This window comes from Delftia sp. 60, from assembly GCF_002754395.1.
GTDB lineage: Bacteria > Pseudomonadota > Gammaproteobacteria > Burkholderiales > Burkholderiaceae_C > Comamonas > Comamonas acidovorans.
In genome coordinates this window covers 4819960-4840927 of the sequence record NZ_PEFD01000001.1, presented here as the reverse complement: position 1 = coordinate 4840927, position 20968 = coordinate 4819960, and the positions used below count along the sequence as shown (strand labels likewise).

Annotated in this window: 20 protein-coding genes, 1 tRNA gene and 1 other RNA gene; 8 read left to right on the top strand and 14 right to left on the bottom strand. The window is 63.7% G+C overall.

Annotated elements, in window-relative coordinates; genetic code table 11:
- Nucleotides 1–19: 19 nt before the first annotated feature.
- Entirely contained in the window at nt 20–2686 is a 2667-nt protein-coding gene (gyrA, locus tag CLV01_RS21975; RefSeq protein WP_034395021.1) for a DNA gyrase subunit A, read from the bottom strand.
- A gap of 229 nt (nt 2687–2915) precedes the next feature.
- On the opposite strand from gyrA, the gene ompA reads away from it, so the two are divergent.
- The 4 genes from ompA to ssrA all read left to right on the top strand — a co-directional run bounded on the left by ompA (nt 2916) and on the right by ssrA (nt 5443).
- Nucleotides 2916–3575: an outer membrane protein OmpA gene (gene ompA / locus CLV01_RS21970; protein ID WP_013801631.1), complete on the top strand. Its 660-nt coding sequence runs from the start codon at nt 2916–2918 to the stop codon at nt 3573–3575.
- Between the two features lie 84 nt (nt 3576–3659).
- Nucleotides 3660–4382: a bifunctional 2-polyprenyl-6-hydroxyphenol methylase/3-demethylubiquinol 3-O-methyltransferase UbiG gene (gene ubiG / locus CLV01_RS21965; RefSeq protein WP_012206516.1), complete on the top strand. Its 723-nt coding sequence runs from the start codon at nt 3660–3662 to the stop codon at nt 4380–4382.
- Between the two features lie 5 nt (nt 4383–4387).
- Complete coding sequence (locus tag CLV01_RS21960) at nt 4388–5053, top strand: HAD family hydrolase (protein ID WP_099733202.1); 666 nt, start codon at nt 4388–4390, stop codon at nt 5051–5053.
- A gap of 12 nt (nt 5054–5065) precedes the next feature.
- Nucleotides 5066–5443: a transfer-messenger RNA gene (gene ssrA, locus CLV01_RS21955) on the top strand.
- A 142-nt stretch (nt 5444–5585) separates the two neighbouring features.
- Here the strand turns inward: ssrA and CLV01_RS21950 are convergent.
- Both CLV01_RS21950 and CLV01_RS21945 read right to left on the bottom strand, forming a co-directional pair.
- Nucleotides 5586–5804, bottom strand: a complete 219-nt coding sequence (locus CLV01_RS21950) for a hypothetical protein (protein ID WP_013801634.1) — start codon at nt 5802–5804, stop codon at nt 5586–5588.
- A 96-nt stretch (nt 5805–5900) separates the two neighbouring features.
- Entirely contained in the window at nt 5901–6197 is a 297-nt protein-coding gene (locus CLV01_RS21945) for an H-NS histone family protein (protein WP_071956406.1), read from the bottom strand.
- Nucleotides 6198–6653: 456 nt separating this feature from the next.
- On the opposite strand from CLV01_RS21945, the gene CLV01_RS21940 reads away from it, so the two are divergent.
- Together CLV01_RS21940 and CLV01_RS21935 are read left to right on the top strand one after the other, a co-directional pair.
- Complete coding sequence (locus tag CLV01_RS21940) at nt 6654–10472, top strand: ExeM/NucH family extracellular endonuclease (RefSeq protein WP_099733203.1); 3819 nt, start codon at nt 6654–6656, stop codon at nt 10470–10472.
- A gap of 982 nt (nt 10473–11454) precedes the next feature.
- Entirely contained in the window at nt 11455–11781 is a 327-nt protein-coding gene (locus CLV01_RS21935) for a tetratricopeptide repeat protein (RefSeq protein WP_099735076.1), read from the top strand.
- Nucleotides 11782–11824: 43 nt separating this feature from the next.
- On the opposite strand, the gene CLV01_RS21930 is transcribed toward CLV01_RS21935, so the two are convergent.
- The gene (locus tag CLV01_RS21930; RefSeq protein ID WP_099733204.1) at nt 11825–12289 is read right to left on the bottom strand and encodes a ribonuclease HI family protein; all 465 of its coding nucleotides are present in this window, start codon (nt 12287–12289) and stop codon (nt 11825–11827) included.
- A 102-nt stretch (nt 12290–12391) separates the two neighbouring features.
- Between CLV01_RS21930 and CLV01_RS21925 the strand changes: the two genes are divergently transcribed.
- On the top strand, nt 12392–13015 hold the full coding sequence (locus CLV01_RS21925; RefSeq protein WP_099733205.1) for a glutathione S-transferase family protein: 624 nt from the start codon (nt 12392–12394) through the stop codon (nt 13013–13015).
- 71 nt (nt 13016–13086) lie between these two features.
- Here CLV01_RS21925 and CLV01_RS21920 read toward each other — a convergent pair whose 3' ends face one another.
- The 3 genes from CLV01_RS21920 to infA form a co-directional block, all read right to left on the bottom strand.
- A complete protein-coding gene (locus CLV01_RS21920) occupies nt 13087–13521 on the bottom strand; it encodes a YbaY family lipoprotein (RefSeq protein WP_099733206.1) in 435 nt (144 codons plus the stop codon).
- Nucleotides 13522–13779: 258 nt separating this feature from the next.
- A tRNA-Pro gene (locus CLV01_RS21915) sits at nt 13780–13856 on the bottom strand.
- Nucleotides 13857–13916: 60 nt separating this feature from the next.
- Nucleotides 13917–14165 (bottom strand): translation initiation factor IF-1, encoded by a 249-nt coding sequence (gene infA, locus CLV01_RS21910; RefSeq protein ID WP_012206460.1) that lies wholly within the window; start codon nt 14163–14165, stop codon nt 13917–13919.
- Nucleotides 14166–14615: 450 nt separating this feature from the next.
- On the opposite strand from infA, the gene asd reads away from it, so the two are divergent.
- The gene (gene asd / locus CLV01_RS21905) at nt 14616–15470 is read left to right on the top strand and encodes an archaetidylserine decarboxylase (RefSeq protein ID WP_012206459.1); all 855 of its coding nucleotides are present in this window, start codon (nt 14616–14618) and stop codon (nt 15468–15470) included.
- A 45-nt stretch (nt 15471–15515) separates the two neighbouring features.
- Here asd and CLV01_RS21900 read toward each other — a convergent pair whose 3' ends face one another.
- The 7 genes from CLV01_RS21900 to CLV01_RS21870 form a co-directional block, all read right to left on the bottom strand.
- On the bottom strand, nt 15516–15788 hold the full coding sequence (locus CLV01_RS21900; RefSeq protein WP_224986237.1) for a hypothetical protein: 273 nt from the start codon (nt 15786–15788) through the stop codon (nt 15516–15518).
- An 87-nt stretch (nt 15789–15875) separates the two neighbouring features.
- Nucleotides 15876–16928, bottom strand: a complete 1053-nt coding sequence (locus tag CLV01_RS21895; protein WP_099733207.1) for an NAD(P)/FAD-dependent oxidoreductase — start codon at nt 16926–16928, stop codon at nt 15876–15878.
- Nucleotides 16929–16941: 13 nt separating this feature from the next.
- The gene (gene fdxA / locus CLV01_RS21890; protein ID WP_012206456.1) at nt 16942–17271 is read right to left on the bottom strand and encodes a ferredoxin FdxA; all 330 of its coding nucleotides are present in this window, start codon (nt 17269–17271) and stop codon (nt 16942–16944) included.
- A gap of 164 nt (nt 17272–17435) precedes the next feature.
- The gene (locus CLV01_RS21885) at nt 17436–18827 is read right to left on the bottom strand and encodes a sulfate adenylyltransferase subunit 1 (RefSeq protein ID WP_099733208.1); all 1392 of its coding nucleotides are present in this window, start codon (nt 18825–18827) and stop codon (nt 17436–17438) included.
- Nucleotides 18827–19759 (bottom strand): sulfate adenylyltransferase subunit CysD, encoded by a 933-nt coding sequence (gene cysD, locus CLV01_RS21880; protein ID WP_013801646.1) that lies wholly within the window; start codon nt 19757–19759, stop codon nt 18827–18829. The genes CLV01_RS21885 and cysD overlap by 1 nt, the downstream gene beginning before the upstream one ends.
- 41 nt (nt 19760–19800) lie before the next feature.
- The gene (locus CLV01_RS21875; protein WP_099733209.1) at nt 19801–20559 is read right to left on the bottom strand and encodes a phosphoadenylyl-sulfate reductase; all 759 of its coding nucleotides are present in this window, start codon (nt 20557–20559) and stop codon (nt 19801–19803) included.
- Between the two features lies 1 nt (nt 20560).
- A complete protein-coding gene (locus CLV01_RS21870) occupies nt 20561–20944 on the bottom strand; it encodes a DUF934 domain-containing protein (protein ID WP_012206452.1) in 384 nt (127 codons plus the stop codon).
- Nucleotides 20945–20968 lie beyond the last annotated feature (24 nt).

Genomic DNA, 20968 nt, shown 5'->3' with positions numbered 1-20968 from the left:
CCCTGCGGCGGCTGGGTCATCAGGCGGGCTCGCCCGTGCCTTCGGCAGCGGCTTCGTCGCCGCCCGTGGCCTCCTCGCCCGTGGCCTCGTCCTCGACTTCGTTGGCATCGTTTTCAACGATGCGCTGCAGGCCGCCGAGCTTGGCGCCTTCGTCCAGGGAGATCAGCGTCACGCCCTGGGTGGCGCGGCCCAGTTCGCGGATTTCCGAGACCCGGGTGCGCACCAGCACGCCAGTGTCGGTGATCAGCATGATTTCGTCATCGGCATGCACCAGGGTGGCGGCGACGACCTTGCCGTTGCGCTCGGACTGCTGGATGGCAATCATGCCCTTGGTGCCGCGGCCATGGCGCGTGTACTCCACGATGGAGGTGCGCTTGCCGTAGCCGTTCTCGGTGGCCGTGAGCACGCTTTGCGACTCGTCCTCGGCCACCAGCATGGCGATCACGCTCTGGCCTTCTTCCAGGTTCATGCCCTTGACGCCACGCGCGTTGCGGCCCATGGGGCGCACGTCGTTTTCGTCGAAGCGCACGGCCTTGCCGCCGTCGCTGAACAGCATCACGTCATGCTTGCCGTCGGTCAGGGCTGCGCCGATCAGGAAGTCGCCCTCGTCCAGGCCCACGGCGATGATGCCGGCCTTGCGCGGGTTGGAGAACTCGTCCAGCGCCGTCTTCTTCACGGTGCCCATGCTGGTGGACATGAACACATAGTGGTCGGCCGGGAAGCTGCGGTACTCGCCCGTCAGCGGCAGCACCACGTTGATCTTCTCGCCATCCTGCAGCGGGAACATGTTGACGATGGGGCGTCCGCGCGAGCCGCGCGAACCTGCGGGCACTTCCCAGACCTTGAGCCAGTACAGGCGACCGCGGTTGGAGAAGCACAGCAGGTAGTCGTGCGTGTTGGCGATGAATAGCTGGTCGATCCAGTCGTCTTCCTTGGTGGCCGTGGCCTGCTTGCCGCGTCCGCCGCGCTTTTGCGAGCGGTACTCGGACAGCGGCTGGCTCTTGATGTAGCCCGTGTGGCTGAGCGTGACCACCATGTCGGTGGGCGTGATCAGGTCCTCGGTGGACAGGTCCTGCGCGCTGTACTCGACCGTGCTGCGGCGGGCGCCGACCTTGCTCTGTCCGAACTCGGCCTTGATCTGCTTGAGCTCGTCGCCAATGATGGCCGACACGCGCTCGGGCTTGGACAGGATGTCCAGCAGGTCCTCGATGACGGACATCACGTCCTTGTACTCGGCGACGATCTTGTCCTGCTCCAGGCCGGTCAGGCGCTGCAGGCGCATCTGCAGGATTTCCTGGGCCTGGGTTTCGGACAGGCGGTACAGGCCATCGGCCTGCATGCCGAATTCGCGCTCCAGCCCGTCGGGGCGGTAGTCGTCGGCGTTGACCACGCCGCCATCGGTGCGGGTGCGCGTGAGCATCTCGCGCACCAGCTTGCTGTCCCAGTTGCGCGTCATCAGTTCGGCCTTGGCCACAGGCGGCGTCGGTGCGTTGCGGATGATGGCGATGAAGTCGTCGATATTGGCCAGTGCGACCGCCAGGCCTTCCAGCACATGGCCGCGCTCGCGCGCCTTGCGCAGCTCATACACCGTGCGGCGCGTGACCACTTCGCGGCGGTGCTGCAGGAAGACCTCGACCAGATCCTTCAGGTTGCACAGCTTGGGCTGGCCATCGACCAGCGCCACCATGTTCATGCCGAAGGTGTCTTGCAGCTGGGTCAGCTTGTACAGGTTGTTGAGCACGACCTCGGGCACTTCGCCGCGCTTGAGCTCGATCACCAGGCGCATGCCCGACTTGTCGGACTCGTCCTGGATGTGGCTGATGCCTTCGATCTTCTTCTCGTGCACCAGCTCGGCCATGCGCTCCTGCAGCGTCTTCTTGTTGACCTGGTAGGGCAGCTCGTCAACGATGATGGCCTGGCGCTGGCCACGATCGATGTCCTCGAAGTGGCACTTGGCGCGCATCACCACGCGTCCGCGACCCGTGCGGTAGCCTTCCTTGACACCGTTGATGCCATAGATGATGCCGGCCGTGGGGAAGTCAGGCGCGGGAATTATCTCCATCAGCTCGTCGATGGTGGCCTGAGGCGTCTGCAGCAGGTGCAGGCAGGCATCCACCACCTCGTTGAGGTTGTGCGGAGGAATGTTGGTGGCCATGCCCACGGCAATGCCCGAGGAACCATTGACCAGCAGGTTGGGCAGCCGCGCAGGCAGCACCAGCGGCTCGCGCTCGCTGCCGTCGTAGTTCGGGCCGTAGTCCACCGTCTCCTTGTCGATGTCGCCGAGCATCTCGTGGGAGATCTTGGACAGGCGGATTTCGGTGTAACGCATCGCCGCCGCGCTGTCCCCGTCCACCGAACCGAAGTTGCCCTGCCCGTCGACCAGCATGTGGCGCAGCGAGAAATCCTGTGCCATGCGCACGATGGTGTCGTACACCGCGCTGTCTCCGTGCGGGTGGTACTTACCGATCACGTCGCCGACGATACGCGCCGACTTCTTGTACGGCCGGTTCCAGTCGTTGTTGAGCTCGTGCATGGCGAACAGCACGCGCCGATGCACAGGCTTGAGACCATCTCGCGCATCGGGCAGCGCCCGGCCCACGATCACGCTCATTGCGTAATCGAGATAGCTGCGACGCATCTCCTCTTCGAGGCTGATGGGCAGGGTTTCTTTAGCAAACTGGGTCATGTGTGGCGATACTCTGACGGCGGGAAAAGGCCCATTTTAGGTCGAATGACGTGTAGCAGCCGAGCAACATAACCCTGGAATTCCGCCGCTGTCCTACTTGTTGGCGCCCGCTTGGCGGTCCGTCTGCTTGTGACGTATGGCACAATCAATTCAACGTTTTTGGTGATGGTCACTGATAACGTCCACAGATTCGCAGCCCTGCTGCGGCTTTTTCCCCAAGAGGAGAACCATGAAGAAACTGAACAAAGTGGCGATGTTGTTTGCCTCTGCCGCCCTCGCAACGGCTGCTGGCGCACAAGTGAAGGCTGCTGACGGTGGCAAGACCATCGACAACTGGCAAAACGGCACCAGCGAACTGGTGTGGAAGAACGGCACGAACGAACTGTGCTGGCGCGATGCCAACTGGACGCCCGCCACTGCAGCAGCTGACTGCGACGGTGCTCTGAAGCCTGTGGCAGCCGCTGTGGCTCCTGCCGCAACGCCCACCCCGGCAGCTCCCGCTCCGGCACCGGCTCCCGCTCCGGCCGTGGCTTCCAAGGTGACCTTCTCTGCTGACGCTTTCTTCGACTTCGACAAGTCGGTTCTGAAGCCCGAAGGCAAGGCCAAGCTGGATGACCTGGCCTCCAAGGTCAAGGGCATCAACCTGGAAGTGGTCATCGCCGTCGGTCACACCGACTCCGTTGGCTCTGACGCCTACAACCAGAAGCTGTCGGTTCGCCGCGCTGAAGCTGTGAAGGCTTACCTGGTGTCCAAGGGCATCGAAAAGAACCGCGTCTACACTGAAGGCAAGGGCGAAAAGCAGCCCATCGCCGACAACAAGACCAAGGAAGGCCGCGCAAAGAACCGTCGCGTGGAAATCGAAGTGGTCGGCACCCGCGCCGCTCAGTAATCTTTCGATTGCTTCCCGCAAAAGCCCCGGCAACGGGGCTTTTTTTATGGCCGAACGGTCGTCGCAATCACCGACAATCGAGCCATGAGCAACGCAATCAACGTCAATGCCGACCCGGCGGAGCTGGAGAAATTCTCCAGCCTGGCCCATCGCTGGTGGGACCCGGAAAGTGAGTTCAAACCTTTGCATCAGATCAATCCGTTGCGCCTGGACTGGATTGATGCGCAAGCTCCCTTGAAGGGCCGCAGGGTCCTTGATGTCGGCTGCGGTGGCGGCATCCTCGCCGATTCCATGGCCCGCAAGGGGGCCAGAGAGGTGGTGGGCATTGACCTGGCCACCAAGGCATTGCGTGTGGCCCAGTTGCATGCGCTGGAAACGGGTACTCCGAACATCCACTACCACGAAGTCAGCGTGGAACGTCTGGCCGAGGAGCAGCCGGGCTCCTTTGACGTGGTGACCTGCATGGAGATGCTCGAGCATGTGCCCGATCCCGCTTCCGTGGTCGCGGCCTGCGCCGAGCTGGTCAAGCCTGGGGGCTGGGTGTTCTTCTCCACGATCAACCGCAGTGCCAAGGCCTTTGGTCTGGCCATTGTGGCGGCGGAGTACCTGCTCAAGATGATTCCCAAGGGGACGCATGAGTACGCCAAGCTGATCCAGCCCAGCGAACTCGCCATGTTTGCCCGTCAGGCTGGCCTTGACCTGCAGGCGAGCAAGGGCCTGCAGCACAACCCCATCACCGGGCGCTACTGGCTCAGCGCGGACACGTCGGTGAACTACATGCTGGCAACGCGCCGGGCAGAAGGGTGAGCCGCATGTGGCAAGAAGTCCGAGCAGTTCTGTTCGACCTGGACGGCACCTTGATCGACAGTGCACCCGACCTGGGTGCGGCCGCAGACAGGATGCGCATTGACCGTGGCCTGCAGTCGCTTCCCTATGAGCAGTATCGGCCCATGGCGGGCGCCGGGGCACGGGGGATGCTGGGAGTGGGCTTCGGGCTCACGCCTGACTCGCCGGAGTTTCCGGAGATGCGCGAGGAGTTTTTCCGCAACTACGAGCAGTGCATGACCGAGCGCACCTATGCGTTCGATGGTGTCCCGGAGCTCATTGCACAGCTCCAGGCGGCATCCATGCCCTGGGGTGTGGTCACCAACAAATCCATGCGTTTCACCGATCCGCTGACGCAGCAGATGCCGCTTTTCGCGAGCGCGGGTGCCATCGTCAGCGGTGATACCACGCCCCACGCAAAGCCCCATCCAGCGCCGTTGCTGGAAGCTGCCGCGCGTATCGGCCTGCCTCCGCAGTGCTTTGTCTATGTGGGTGATGATGAGCGCGACATCGTTGCAGGCAAGGCCGCAGGCATGAAGACCGTGGCGGCCTGCTACGGCTACCTCGGCGCAGCCGGCGATACGCTGCAGTGGCAGGCGGATGCGCAAATCTATTCTCCGCTGGAGCTCTTGAAACTGCTGGAAAGAGGCTAAGATAGGAGGCTTGGGGCTGTCCTGGTTTCGACGTGGGTTCGGGACCGGTGTGGTGCATGTCGAGCTTGAGTGACGCTCGTAAATCTCCATTCAAAAAACTAACTGCAAACGACGAACGTTTCGCACTCGCCGCTTAAATCCGGTGAGCCTTGCAACAGCACGCTGATGGGCTGGGCAAGGGGGTAGCAATACCTCCCGGCTGCAAGGGAATTTACATCAGCTGGCTGCGTGCTGGGCTTCTTAGTACGTGGCAAGATCCAAGGAAGCTGGCATCCCGGGTAGCGTGCGCCTGCGCGACTTGGGAGGCGAGACTCAAAACAGAACGCTAAACATGTAGATCTGCCCGGCGAAGGCTTGCGGACGCGGGTTCAATTCCCGCCAGCTCCACCATCCAAGACACCGCCACACACTGATGACCTCAGCGTGTGGCGGTTTTTTTTGCCCTCAAGTGTCCTGCGGTGTCGTCAGAATCGCACGGATTTCGCGCGGGCTGCGGGGGCGGGCTCGACAAGGAGGCTGGCCCAGGGTTGATTCAGCTGCTGCCCATGTCTGGCATGGGCTGTTGCGACAGTTCCTGGATCAGCGTGAGGCGGAAATGCGCCAGGGCCTTGGCGCCATGCTGTATGTGGTGCAGGTCTGCCACCCCGCCGATGCCCGAGACCAGCAGCTCCGGTTTGTTGGACAGGATGACTTCTATGAAGTGGTCAGCCAGTTCTGCTGCCAACAGGGTTTCTGTGCTCTGTTTGCTCATGTGCGTTTCCTCCTTGTGTTGGAAATCGCATGGTATGGCATCGCGGCGGAATAGGGGGTGCCGACTGGAGGCATGGCCGGCGCCCGGTGTCGATTCTCAGATGGCGAGGCTTGCGCGGTCCTTGCCTTCTATCCACTTGGGCGGCTTGCCGCGGCCTGTCCAGGTGGCACCGGTTTCTGGGTTGCGGAATTTGGGCTCTCCCACGCTGTGCTTGCCGGGCTTGCCGGATTTGCTCTTGGCGGAGGGGAAGACATCCTCCTTCGTCAAACCATATTGCTGCACCATCGCCTTTGCTTCAGCGATCGCATCGGTTTTCGCGTGCTGGATGAGTGCGTCGATTTTTTTCTCAAGCTCGGCTTTTTGTTGCAGCAGGGCCTTGTAGTCGGATGTCATGGCAATGATGATTTTCAGTGGGAGATGCGCGTGTATATCACGGGCATGAATATTTTGTAAGTTATGAGTAAGAAAAAGAGTGTGCGAATGCAGGAACGGTCACCAGCGACGTAGCGCGTTCAGAACAGGTGATGGGGATGGTTGGGGCGACGAGGTGCGCCCAAGAAAAAGGCCAGCGGCTTGCGCTGGCCTGGGAAGAAAGAGCCGGTGCTTTTTGAAAGCTTCCTGGGGGAATGAGAGGGAGGGAGGAGGAAATGCCCCAGACCCGGCAATGAAACGGTGCAGAAACTGATGGCGATGATGCCTGCCGTGCGCAGGCCGGCCGATGGGTGAGAGGCGAGTCTGCACGTAGGACGGGGGAGCATCTGCCGAGTCACAGGCTGGTCATCTCCATGCGCGATAAACCGGGAGTTGCGCAACCATGGGGGGAGCGCATTGTTTTTTTATTGCGCATCCATGTCCATTGCTGCCACGCTGATTCCATTTGTTTTCAACCCGGCCAATCCGATGAGTGCGCCATTGCAGCGCCATCGTTGGCGCCTGTATGGTGCGGGCCTGCTTCTTTCGGCATCTGCCGGGGTATGGGCGCAGGTTCCCTTCAACGGCACCTACACGCAGGATTTCGACACCCTGGCCGCGTCCGGGGCGGGGCTGGCCTGGGCCAATAACAGCACCTTGCCGGGCTGGTTTCTCTTCAACAAGAGCCTGGCATCCATCACCTCTTATGTGGCTGGCAATGGTGCCTCCAACACCGGCAGCTTCTACAGCCTGGGGCTGAGCGCGGACCGTGCCTTGGGGGGCGTGGCATCAGGCGGTGCCTACTTTGGCAGCCCGGCCCAGGGCGCTGTAGCGGGTTGGATTGCGCTGGCGGTGCGCAATGACACGGGTGGCTCGGTCGACGGCATCACCTTGCGATTCAACGGCGAGCAATGGCGCAATGGCGGCAATACGGAATCGCAGCCCATGGTGCTGGAGTACGGCATGGGAGCCACCTTTGCCGACGTGCCTGAATGGCTGCCTGCCGGCGCGAACTTCAATTGGCAATCGCCTGTTGCCACTGGCACTGCTGCCGCCGTGGACGGCAATGTGGCCGGGCGGGTGAGCAATGTGGGCGGGGATCTGCGCGGCCTGGGCTGGGCGCCAGGTGCCACGCTGTGGCTGCGTTGGGTGGAGCTCAATGATGTGGGCAACGACCACGGCCTGGCCATTGATGACGTCTCCATCACCCTGGCGCTGCCCGACACCACAGCGCCCACGCTGCAGGCAAGCATTCCCGCGGCGGCGGCAACCGGGGTGGCGCTGAATCCCGAAATCAAGCTGAGTTTCGATGAGGCGGTGAAGCCCGGTAGCGGCAGCTTCGAACTGCGCCAGGGCGGCACGGTGGTGGCAACGCTGCAGGCTGGCGATGCGGCACAGGTGAAATTCAGTGGCTCGACCATCACGCTCAACGCGGGTGTGCGGCTGGCGGTCAATACGCCCTACAGCCTGGTTTCCGTGGGCGAGCCGGTGCTGGATACCTCGGGCAATGCGTGGACCGGCACGACGCTGGGCTTCACGACGGGAGACGAGCCGCCGGTCACCAGGATTTCTGCGGTCCAGGGCTCTGGCGATCAGTCTCCGCTGGTGGGGCAGAAGGTGACGGTGAGTGCCGTGGTGACGGCCTATATGCCTGGACTGAGCGGCTTCTTCGTGCAGGAAGAGGCGGCAGACTCCGATGGCGACGCTGCTACCTCGGAGGGCGTCTTTGTCTACTACGGCAACGCCAATCCTGGCGTGGATGAGAGCACGGTGGGCAAGCTGGTGCAGATTTCCGCCTCGGTGAGCGAGTTCCGCAATCAGACCCAGCTCAGCGCCATCACGGACTTCGTGGTCCGCGGCGCGGCGGCCTTGCCGGAGCCGGTGCGTATCGCACTGCCTGTCAGCGACATGGGGCAATGGGAACGTCTGGAAGGCATGCGTGTGGAGGTGGCATCCGCCACCGCAGGCGGCAAGCTGGTGGTGAGCGACAACCGCACGCTGGGCCGCTACGGCAATGTCACGCTGTCTGCCGATACGCCGTTGGCGCAGTACACCGAAGTCAACGCTCCCAGCGTGGCGGGCTATGCAGCCTACGTGCAGACGCTGCAGCGCAGCCAGATCATTCTCGATGATCGCTCCGGGGCCCAGAATCCCGAGTTCGTGCCGGGTCGTGGCGGCTTGCCGCTGTCGGCGTCCAACACGCTGCGCGCTGGCGATGGCGTGGATCTCGTCATCGGCGTGCTCGACCAGTTCTTTGATGCCGCCGCCAGCGAGCCCTATCTGACCAGCTACCGCGTGCAGCCCACGCAGACGCCGCAGTTCACGGGGGCCGCGCGACCTTCAGCTGCTGAATTGCAGCAGGCCGTGGGAGCGGCCACGCTCAAGATCGCATCGGCCAACGTTCTCAATTTCTTCAACCTGACCGGTGCCACAAGCGGCTCTTCCCAGGTGATGTTCAACACGCCGCTGGGCAACCAGCAGGGCATTCGCGGTGCCAACAGCATTGCCGAACTGGACAGGCAGCGCGCCAAGATCGTGGCCAATCTGCTGGGGCTGGGCGCCGATGTATACGGCCTGATGGAGGTGCAGAACAATGGCTTTGGCCCGGGCAGCGCCATCCAGGATCTGGCCGACGCCTTGAACGCGAGTGCGGACAAGCCTGCCGGCGCCGTGTATTCGGTGGTCAAGGCGCCCTTCAGTGAGGCTGCAGGCACGGTGCCAGGCGCGGGCACGGATGCGATTACCGTGGCCATCGTCTATCGCAGCGACCGCGTCACGCCGATGGGCAGCGCAGCGGCACCCAATGTCTCTACCTACGATGCCTTCAACGGAAGCATCGGTGGAGCCCGGGTGCCGATTGCGCAGACCTTTGCCGTGGGCGGCAGCACGGAGCAGTTCACGCTGGTGGTGAACCATCTCAAATCCAAGGGCAGCGTGCTCGGTGGCGCAGGCAATGCGGACGTGCTCGACGGCCAGGGCGCCAACAACGCGGCGCGCGTGAAGACGGCCCAGCAACTGAGCAGTTGGCTGGCAACCCGGCCCACAGGCGCGACCAGCCCCCACGTGGTGCTGGTGGGCGATTTCAACGCCTATGCAAAGGAAGACCCCATCACCACGTTGGAGACCGGCGGCTATGTCAAGGTCTCCCAAGGGCTGTCCTATGCATTCGACGGAATGTGGGGTTCGCTGGACCATGTGCTGGTAAGCACCAGTCTGCAGCCCAGCGTGGGGCGTGCGGTCAAGTGGGCCATCAATGCCGAGGAGCCCGAGGTGCTCGACTACAACGTCGAGTTCAAGTCGCTGGATCAGCAGGCCAGCTTCTATGCGCCCACCGCCTATCGTTCAAGTGATCACAACCCCATCCTCCTGGGCCTGAATTTCGGTGGCCGGGCGCCCTCGTTCAGTGGCGTGCCTGCCAATGCGCAGGCGGTGGTGGTGGGGCAGGCGGCCGATCTGGCGGACGTGGTGGTGGCCGATGCCGACAGCCCCGTCGTCACACTGTCCATCGTCGCCAGCGGCGGACAGGTGCTGGGCCTGGAGGATGCAGATGCTGCACAGCCCGGCATACAACTGCGCGGCAGCCCCGAACAGGTGTCGCAGCAATTGCGCGCCGCCATGTACATGGCTTCGGTAGCCGGCCCGGCCAGCCTGCAACTGAGCGTGAGCGATGGTGTCCATGCGGCTGTGACGGCCAGCTATCCGCTGCTGGCGACCGCAGCGGGCGCGGTGGACCCGGCCAATCGATTCAACATCACCGGAACAAGCCAGATTGCGGTTGCGGGCGAGGTCGTGGGCGGTGGTGCCAACTGCCGCCTGGCCGAGCCGCCGCAGGTCGTGGCGGCACCGGGTACTCCACGTCCTGGGGCCGTGGTGCCACACGGGCTGTTGAAGCTCAATACCGATGGCTGTGATGCGGGTGCGCTCGTGACGGTCAGGCTGACCTATCCGAACGATCTGCCCAGTGGTGCTGAATACTGGAAGTGGGGCCGCACGGCAGATAACACCACGCAGCACTGGTACCGCATACCTGCAACGCTGCAGGGGCGCGTCGTCTCCTTCGTGCTGCGCGATGGCGGCCTGGGCGATGACGATCTTCTGGCCAATGGCCGTGTGGAAGATCCTTCGGCCCTGGTGCTGCCTGCAGCGGTCGGTGGCGGTACGCCGGCGGCGATTCCGTCACTGAGCGAGTGGGCGGTCGCGCTGCTGAGCCTGATGATGGGTGGGCTGGCCATCCGTCTGCGCCGCCGCAAACCTTGATGCTGCCGTGAAAGCCCGGTCTGCACCACGTGCAGGCCGGGCTTTTTGCTTTGGGGCAGGGGAAACTGCGGACAGGCATTTGCCCGACTGCGTGCAAGAGGGATGGGTGGGAGAGGATCTTGGTGTGCAACCGCAAGCCGATGCTTGATGATGGCCGGGCTGGGTGCGAAAGTGGCGCGTCTGCTGCTGCGGGCGCCGTCTCGGTGCAAGGAATGAGAGAGATACCCAGAAACGATCGTGCTTGAAAAAGAGCCTGGCTAACCGGCATACCGCTGGCTGGCAAAAACGACTGCAGGCTGAACTGGCCTGACGAGTCGCCCCACGATGAAACTGAACTGCTGCAACACCATGAATGCTGCAGCATGGGTTGAATGATATACGCAAACAAGAATCATTCTCAAATAAACCCAGAACTTTCTCTGGAATTAGAAAAAGCTTGTGTTTTGCGGTTTTCGCCTGCTGGGCTGGTATCTGGCGTGGTGCCGCTCCAGAAAAAACGCCCCGGCTGCGGAGGCGGCCGGGGCGCTGAATGGAGCGTTCCATGCGATCAATCCAGGAAGGACACATGCTAGGGGTTTTGAATGAGAGCGCTTGCGTCTGCGTCTCCGGTCCTTCCTGGTTGTCAAGTGTAAATTGAAACAAGGTGCTTGATGGGGTCAAAGCAGCCGAAGTTGCATGCATCTGAGCCGTAAAGCTGTTTTTTTGTACTCCGATGCAACCGCCTCAAACCAAATGCGCCATGCAATGCAAAAAGCCCGCTGTAGAGCGGGCTTTTTTCTGGGAATGTGGACGATGGCTCTTACGCGACCATCGTTTTACGGCAGAACGTCTCTGCGGCTGTCACCGTTGTTTTTTTCGTCGTAGTGCACGACGCGCCGGCGTGAGATACAGCATTGCCTGCGCAGACAACCACGGGATTATAGCAGAGGCAGAATTTGCCGCTGGAGCCATGGGCCTGTGTTGCCGCAGAAGGGGTTTGAAGATGAATGAAATGACGCAAAGGCTTGAGGGCCTGCTCGCATCCGGCAAGGACTCGGCCCTGCTGCGCTGTACCTTGGGCAAGACCTATCTTGAAAACGAGGCGCCTGAGGTGGCTCATTCACATCTGGAGCGGGCCATTGAACTCGACCCCGGCTATTCGGTGGCGTGGAAGCTGCTGGGCCGGGCATTGCTGGCGCTGGGCGACGCTGCTGGAGCGCGGCGGGCGTGGTGTACGGGATTGGCCTGCGCGCAGCAGAAGGGGGACGCCCAGGTCGTAAAGGAGATTGGTGTGTTCCTCAAGCGCCTGGACAGGCAGCAGGTGGCCTGAGTCGAGACCCTGTGCAAGGGTGGGTGTGGGTGCGGAGCGGGATTCATGCCTGCAAAAGAGCTTCCCTGGCCAAGGCGTCTGCCTCGGTGTTGCGGTGGCGGGGTATCCAGCGCAGTTGCACGTGCTCGAACCCGGTCAGCATGGTGCGGGCCTCGTCAAAGAGGTCTGCCAGGCGCGCGATGGGCTTGATGGGGCGTGGCGATGGAGTCAACTGCTCCACCAGGATGCTGCTGTCCGTGAAGATGCTCAGGCGGCGCGCCTGCAGGGCTTGCAGGGCCTGCAGCGCGGCCATCAGGGCGCGCAGTTCGGCTTCGTTGTTGCAGCCTCGCTCGGGGCAGGGCTCGGACAGAAGGTGGCGGCGTCCGTCGGGTGCGGTGATGACGGCGCCCATGGCCATGCGTCCGGGGTTGGGTACGGCGCTTGCATCGATGTAGGTAGTCCAGAGGTCGGCATCTGAGGGCGCGGGGCCGCAGGCGCTTGGGCGTGATGAGGGCTTTTCCAGGGGCATGCCCGCATCATGCGGCAGCGGTGGAGGTTCGGTCGCATTTCTTGTCGGATGGCGCGGGACAATGCAGGTCTGCAAAATCACCGAAACCGAAGAAGGCAGCGAATGATCAGGATTCTGGGCAAGTCATCGTCCATCAATGTGCGCAAGGTGCTGTGGCTTTGCGTGGAGTTGGGAATTTCTTTCGACCAGGAGGAATGGGGTTCAGGCCATCGATCGACGCAAGAGCCGGGATTTCTGGCGCTCAATCCGAATGCGATGGTTCCCGTGCTGCTTGATGGACCGCTGGTGCTGTGGGAGTCCAATACCATCTGCCGCTACCTAGCGGCCCGCCATGACCGGCAGGACCTGCTGCCGGCAGCGCCCGCCGAGCGCGCGCTTGTCGAGCAGTGGATGGATTGGCAGGCCACCGAGCTGAACAATGCCTGGCGCTATGCCTTCATGGGATTGGTGAGAAACAGCCCTGAGCACCAGGACCCCGCGCAACTGGCTGGCAGCATGGCGAACTGGCATCGCCACATGCGCATTCTGGAGGACCAGTTGTCGCGCACCGGCGCCTTTGCTGCTGGCACGCAATTGAGCCTGGCCGATATCGTGCTGGGTCTGTCCACGCACCGCTGGATGTCGGCGCCCATGGAGCGCCCTGAATTGCCTGCAGTCCGCGCCTACTACGAACGGCTTTGCGAGCGGCCGGGCTTTCGCCTGCACGGCGCCAACGGCATGCCTTGATGGTGGTCTGGCGCCCTGCGTGACAAAGCCCGCCAGGTTTCCTGCGGGCTTTGGTTGTTGAAAGCGTGGGGTCAGGGGGTGACGCGCACCAGCATCATGTCGGCCTTCGAGCCTGCACCACGGGTCAGGACCGGGTGGACGGTGTCATTGATGAAGATGAGTTGGTTACCCTGGGTAATGCGTGAGGTGACCGTGTACTGCGAGGCAGGATTCAGGCGGCTGGGTTCGACGGGCAGCTTGAAGCTGTAGGGCGGCTTGAGGCCTTCGAGCCGCATGGACTGCTGGGATATCACCGGGGCGGGAGCATCGGCGCGCGAGGTGTCCTGCAATTCGACGACCAGCACGGCATCGGGCGCAAGCGGAGCGGGCTCCCTCAGGTCAACCGTTCCCATGACCGCAGTGACGGGCGCATTGGGCGCCGGCTGGGTCTGGGCGCATGCACCCAGCAGTGCTGCGGACATCACGAGGGCCAGGGCGGTGCGGCGCTGAAGGCTGTTGGAATTCATTGGAGCTCCTTCTTGATTTGGGAGTCCCAGTCTGGCCTGACGCGGCTTGAGGGGCTGTAGGAGCAGGCTCAACGCAAGCTGCTGCCATTTCCCAAAGTCGCATGGGCCGATCTGCTGGCTGGTTGCCAGTCTTGGCGGCAAGGGTGTGAAAGGTTTGTGCCCGTGCTGCGGGCGCTGCGCTGGCGACGCTCGGTTGGACACTTGCGATCTGGGCAGACAAAAGCCCCTGGTTCTTTCGAACCAGGGGCTTGAATCATTTGGTCGGAGCGGCGGGATTCGAACTCGCGACCCTCTGCTCCCAAAGCAGATGCGCTACCAGGCTGCGCTACGCTCCGACTAAAACGCTATTGTAGCGTCAAAAAAATGGGTATTTTCGGAATGGGCGAATTTTTTGCTTAACGCGAGCCAGGTCCCGGGCCGCGGTTGGCCAGATGGCGGAAGGTGATGCGGCCCTTGGTCAGGTCGTAGGGCGACATCTCCAGCGACACCTTGTCGCCAGCCAGGATGCGGATGTGGTGCTTGCGCATCTTGCCGCCGGTGTAGGCGATCAGCTGGTGTCCGTTTTCCAGCGTCACACGAAAGCGAGAGTCAGGCAGGACTTCCGTGACGGAACCCTGCATTTCAATCAGTTCTTCTTTGGCCATGTGTTCAATCTCTCAGGTCTGGGTCGGTTGCGGCACTCACTTGTCGGAACCACGAAGGCCTTGCCTGGCCCACAGAACATGGGGTACGTGGGCCGAGGCTGAAAAAGCAGTGGATGTTCTGCGCAAGAGGCGCAGACCGAACGGAAGGCCAGGTCACAATGGTGTCGCAAAGGCAAAGCCCGGCAACAGCTAAACCTCCCAATTCTACAGCGTTGCATTCCCGCGCGTGCGCGGCCCAATGCGGCCGTCGCACGCAAAACACAGGTTGGATTTTTGCTGGAACGGTGCTGCCTTTGTCATCTGCGTTTCATCCGCGGCCTCCGGAAATCGTGCGCTTGGCTTCGAGGCGGGTATGACAAGTGCTGAAAGCGGCGGGAGGAGTTGAGGGCGAGGGGTGTGGGTTGGCTAGAATCCGCCCACAACTTCTATTACTTTCATAGCAAAACCTCGATGTCTGATCGACTTGCCGTTCTCTCCCAGTATCTTTTGCCCAAGCAGGCGCTGACTGCCGTCATGGGGCGCCTGGCCCAGGCGCGTGCTGGCGACCTGACCACGGCAGTCATCCGGCGCTTCATTGCACGCTATGGCGTGGACATGTCGGAGGCGGCCGATTCCGATCCTGCGGCCTATGCCAGCTTCAACGAGTTCTTCACGCGGGCGCTCAAGCCCGGTGTGCGGCCGCTGGCTTCGGCCGACTGGGTCTGTCCGGTGGATGGCGCCATCAGCCAGATCGGCGCCATCGAGGGCGAGCAGATCTTCCAGGCCAAGGGGCACAGCTACAGCGCCACGGCGCTGGTTGGCGGCGATGCGCAGTTGGCGCGGCAGTTCGACAACGGGCATTTCGCCACCATTTACCTGAGCCCGCGCGACTACCACCGCATCCACATGCCCTGTGCAGGCCGGCTGCGGCGCATGATCTATGTGCCGGGCGAACTGTTCTCGGTCAACCCGGTCACGGCGCGCGGCGTGCCGGGCCTGTTTGCGCGCAACGAGCGCGTGGTCTGCGTTTTCGATACCGACCACGGTCCCATGGTGCTGGTGCTGGTGGGGGCCACCATCGTGGGCAGCATGGGAACGGTGTGGCACGGCATCGTCAATCCGCCCCGTCCTGGACGCATCCAGGACTGGCGCTATGACGACCAGTCCATCGTCCTGGGCCAGGGCGAGGAAATGGGGCGCTTCCAGCTGGGCTCCACCGTCGTCATGCTGTTTCCCGCATCGGCAGGGCTTCGCTTCAACGGGCAGTGGACGCATGCTGCGCCCGTGCGCCTGGGCCAGAAGATGGCAGGGCGCAACGAGGCCTGAGCCTGGATGGATGATCGATGAAACCGGGCCCAGGCCCGGTTTCTTTCAAAGGATCCAGCTCAGGGCTTCAGGGCGCCTCTGTGTGGTGAACATCGAAGGCGTGATGCTCAGCCGTTCAGGCCTGACGGGGTCTTCATGGCCGACCAGGTAGACCATCAGTTCGCGACGGCGCAGTATCACGTGGCTGACCTTCTCGGCCTTGCCGTTTTGCGTGACATGCGTGCCGGGGCGAAACAGCGGCATCTGGAAGGTGAAGCTGCGCGGATCGGCCGGTGGCGCGATCGCGGTGCTGGGAGGGGCTTCGAGTGTGGCAACCATAGGCTTGATGTGCATGAGTGGACGCTGCCAACTCTATCGACACTGCCGCGCCAAACTGTAGGGCCGCCGGGGTGCGGCCACGAGCAATCATGCCTGCGGGTGGGAAACGCCAAGGATGGCGTGCAGCCGTGCGCTGGTCGTCGTGTACTGCAGCAGCGGTTTTTCGCCCTGCAGATACTCGGCGGCGGCAAAGGCCGCCATGGTGGCTTCATGGAAGCCGCACAGGATCAGCTTGTGCTTGCCCGGGTAGCTGACGATGTCGCCAATCGCATAGATGCCTGGCGCATCGGTGGCCTGGGTTGCAGGGTTCACCAGCAGCTGCTTGCGTTCCATGGCCAGGCCCCATTCGGCGACCGGGCCCAGGCGGGGGGAGATGCCCAGGCAGACGACCAGTTGCTGCGCCGCCAGTTCGTGCTCCTGGCCTTCGCCATCCATCCATTGAACGGCGCGCAGTTGGCCTGCATCGGCATGCAGTTGCGTGATCTGGCCGATCACCACGCGGATGGCGCCGCTGTCGCGCAGCTCCTGCAGGCGCTCCAGCAGTGCGGCCGAAGCCTGGAAGGCGTCGCGGCGGTAGAGCAGGTAGGTGGCCTGGGCCCTGTCGGCGCAGGCAATGGCTGCGGCCACGGCCTCTTCGTCGCCACCGTGGACGATGGCGGTCTGGCCGCGCACCATTTCCAGATCGGCAGGATGGTAGTGAAGCTGGCCAGCAGCCAGCAGCTCCACGCCGGGCACCTTCAGCGCCTTGGGCACAAAGGCCCCCACGCCAGCCGCAATGAAGACGCTGCGCGCGTGCAGTTCAAGGCCTTGCGAGGTCTGCGCCAGCCAGCGGCCATCGTCCATGCGCTGCAGCTGGGCGACCTGCTGGGAAAGGTGCAGTTGCGCGTCCATGGGCGCGACCTGCCGCTGCAGCAGCTGGACCAGTTCATGGCCCGTGCATACCGGAATGCCCGGGATGTCGTAGATGGGCTTGTCGCCGTACAGCTGCGCGCACTGCCCGCCCACATGGGGCAGGGCATCGACGACATGGCAGCGAATGCCTTGCAGGCCCAGCTGGAACACCTGGAACAGGCCCGCCGGGCCCGCGCCTATGACGAGTGCATCGGTCTGGATCGGTTGCGTGCCGGAGGTGTCTTGCATGGGCTGCGCGGCTTCAGCGTTCGAGCTGGTCTAGCTTGCCGGGCTTGCCGTTCCAGTCGTCGGCGTCGGGCAGCGAGGCCTTGCGCTTGGTGATGCTCTTCCAGCCCTTTTCCAGCGACAGCTCGGCATTGAGCTTGATGAAGGCCAGTTGGTCGGCGGGGACGTCTTCCTCGGCAAAGATGGCATTGGCCGGGCATTCGGGAATGCACACGGCGCAGTCGATGCACTCGTCAGGATCGATCACGAGGAAGTTGGGGCCTTCGCGGAAGCAGTCCACGGGGCAGACATCCACACAATCTGTGTATTTGCACTTGATGCAGTTTTCGGTGACGACGTGAGTCATGGGAGTCTTTTATGGCAGTGTGAATGTCGGTATCAACCCGGGATTCTAAAATTTTTCAGGAGCCAGTCCCGCACATGGCAAGGATTCTGGCGCGGACTGCTGCGGTTTTCCGAAAGCCCACGAGCCGGCATGTGCCGGCTCGCGAAGCGGGACTGTCCAGTTGCTCAATCCAGCAGTGCAGCGCCTGCGGTAGCGTGGCTGGCCGTGTCCACAAGGATCAGCGCACCCAGCTGGCGGGCCTGGGCGAAGGACGCTGCGGGAATGCTTTCCTGCAGCAGCAGCTCCACGCGGCCGATGGCGTTGGGCTCCAGCTGGGTGGCCTCTTCCTGGGCCAGCGTGTGGATGTTCAGGCGGTGCACCACGCGGCGGGCCTTGGCCTTGATCCAGCGGTGGCCGTGCAGCGCCAGGTAGGTGCGGCCGGGGACCAGCGGCTGCTCGTCCATCCAGGCCACGGTGGCGGTCAGCTCGCGCTTGCTGGGCCATGCGGGCTGCGCTTGCGGGGCGTCGAAGTCGTCATCGGCAGCGGCCGCTGCAGCCGCAGGGGCTGCGACGAGCCAGTCGCCGCGCGAGACATCGACCTCGCGGTCCAGCGTGATGCCGGCCGACAGGCCTGCGTCGATGGAGCCGGGAACGCGGGCATGGTCCAGCACCTGGGCAATCACGGCCTGCTGGCCGCTGGGCAGGATCTGCACGGCGTCGCCCACGCGTGCGCGGCCTGCGGCCACGCGGCCCCAGAACACGCGGCGGCCCTGGCTGGTATCGGCCGAGGACGAGAATTTCTCCACCCATTGCACGGGAAAGGCCAGCGCCAGGCCGGTGTCGGTCGGCGTGTTGGGCAACTGCTCCAGCAGTTGCAGCAGGCTGGGGCCGTCGTAGCCGGCCCAGCCGGGCTCGGCGTTGACCACGTTGAAGCCCTTGAGGGCCGAGACGGGCACGGTGGCTGCGGAGGCAATGCCGGCCTCGGCCGTGAAGCGCTCCAGCGCGCCGCGGATGTGGACGAAGGCCTGTTGCGGGTCTTCGACGGCGTCGAGCTTGTTGACGGCAAACACCAGCGAGTGCACGCGCAGCAGGTGGGCCAGCAGGCTGTGGCGGCGCGTCTGTGGCAGCAGGGTGAGCTGCGGGTTCTTCCAGTCGAGCTTGGTGGCATCGACCAGCACCACGGCGGCGTCGGCGCTGCTGGCGGCGGTGACCATGTTGCGCGTGTACTGCTCATGGCCCGGCGCGTCGCCGATGATGAACTTGCGGCTTTCGGTGGCGAAGTAGCGGTAGGCCACGTCGATGGTGATGCCCTGCTCGCGCTCGGCCGACAGGCCGTCGGTCAGCAGCGCCAGGTCGGTCTCGCCGCTCTTGGTGACGCCGGCCAGCTGGTCCTGCAGCACGGCGCGCGTGTCCACCAGCAGGCGGCCGATCAGCGTGCTCTTGCCGTCATCGACGGAGCCGCAGGTGATGAAGCGCAAGGCCGAGGCGTTGGCGGCGGTCTGCTGTGTGGCCTGGCTGGCCTGGGTGGCCGTGGAATCCGCGACGGCTGCGTCGGCGGCAATGCTTGCGGTGGTCATCAGAAATATCCGTCCTTCTTGCGCTTTTCCATGGAGGCGTCGCTGGTCTTGTCGTCCATGCGCGTGGCGCCGCGTTCGCTGACTTCGGCGGCCAGGGTTTCGAGCACGATGTCGGCTGCCGTGGCGGCTTCGCTTTCCACGGGGCAGGTGCAGGTGATGTCGCCCACGGTGCGAAAGCGCACGTCGCGCACCACGACTTCCTCGCCGTCGCGCGGGGGCGTGAGTTCGGTCACGGGCACCAGCAGGCCGCGGCGCTCCACCACCTCGCGCTTGTGCGTGTAGTAGATGCTGGGCAGGGCGATCTGCTCGCGCTCGATGTATTGCCACACGTCGAGTTCAGTCCAGTTGCTGATGGGGAACACGCGGAAGTGCTCGCCGGGGGCCAGACGCGTGTTGAACAGCGTCCACAGCTCGGGGCGCTGGGCCTTGGGCTGCCATTGGCCGAAGCTGTCGCGGTGGCTGAAGATGCGTTCCTTGGCGCGGGCCTTTTCCTCGTCGCGGCGGGCGCCGCCGATCAGGGCGTCGAAGCGGAATTCATCGATGGCCTCCAGCAGCGTTACCGACTGGTGGACGTTGCGGCTTTCGCCCGGATGGGCCAGGCGCACGGTGCCGCGTGCCATGGAGTCCTCGACGCTGCGCACGATGAGTTCGGCGCCGAGCTCCTTGGCGCGCAGGTCGCGGAAATCGGTCACTTCCGGGAAGTTGTGGCCGGTGTCGATCATCAGCAGCGGATAGGGGATGCGGCCCTTGCCGAAGGCTTTTTCGGCGCAGCGCAGCATGACCAGCGAGTCCTTGCCGCCCGAAAACAGCAGGGTGGGGCGCTCGAAGGCGGCGGCCACTTCGCGCAGCACGAAGATGGTTTCCTCTTCGAGGGCGTCGAGGTGGCGGTTGCTGAGATGGCTCAGCACGGAGGTGTCCACACGGGCATTCATTTCTTGGTTTCCAATCAGATCGGTGTCAAACCCTGCAGGCTTCACTTCTTGGCGTGCAGGCCGCATTCCTTGGCTGCTTCGTCCTCCCACCACCAGCGGCCGGCGCGGAAGTCCTCGCCAAGGCTGACCGCGCGCGTGCAGGGTGCGCAGCCGATGCTGGGATAGAACTGGTCGTGCAGCGGGTTGTAGTCCACACCATGGCTGGCGATGTAGTGCCAGACATCGCCCTGGGTCCAGTCGGTCAGCGGGTTGAACTTGGTCAGGCCCTTGGTCTCGACCTCGCTGCGGTCCACGGCGGGCACGTCGGCGCGGGCATTGGACTGCTCGCGGCGCAGGCCCGTGATCCAGGCGGTCTTGCCGGCCAGCGCACGCGCCAGCGGCTCCATCTTGCGCACACCGCAGCAGGCCTTGCGCAGCTCGATGCTGCGGTACATGGCGTCCTGGCCGTTGTCGCGGATGAAGTGGATCACCGATTCGAGCTGCGGCCGGTAGACCTTGACGCTCAGGCCGGGCAGCGACTGGGTGCGCTCCAGCAGGGCCAGGGTCTCGGTGTGCAGCGCGCCGGTGTCCAGCACGAAGACGGGGATGTCCAGGCCCAGGCGGTGGATGATGTCGGTGATCACCACATCCTCGGCGCCCAGGCTGGAGGCCTGCGTCACGGCCTCGGCGCCCAGCGCCGCAGCCTCGCGCAGCAGGGCCTCGGTGGCGGCCAGCTTGTCGGCAAAGCCGCTGCTGGCACGGCCGTTGACCTCGGTGGCCTTGGCCGATGCCTGTCGCGACAGAAAGCTTTGCGCACCCATGTCAGGCCGCCTTGACGAAGTGGGGCTCGGGATGGACGGCATCACCCTGGTAGAAGCCGTGGAAGCGGTCCAGCTGGCGCTGGGCGTCGGCGATGTCCACGCCTTCGCGCAGCACGGCCACGTCGAAGCCGCAGCGCTGCATCTGCACCAGCTGGTCGATCAGCACGTCGCCCGTGGCGCGGATCTCGCCCTGGAAGCCCAGGCGCTTGCGCAGTAGGCGGGCCTGGCTGAAGGCGCGGCCATCGGTGAACTTGGGAAAGTTGAGGTCGATGCGCTGCACGCCGGTCAGATCCAGCGTGAAGGGATCGGCGTCATTGGCCGGGGCGATGATGGTCTGCTGGCCTTCGGCCGGGCTTTGGTGCTCTTGGGCGGCGATGATTTTCATGGGGATCTCCTGCGGCTCTCACCT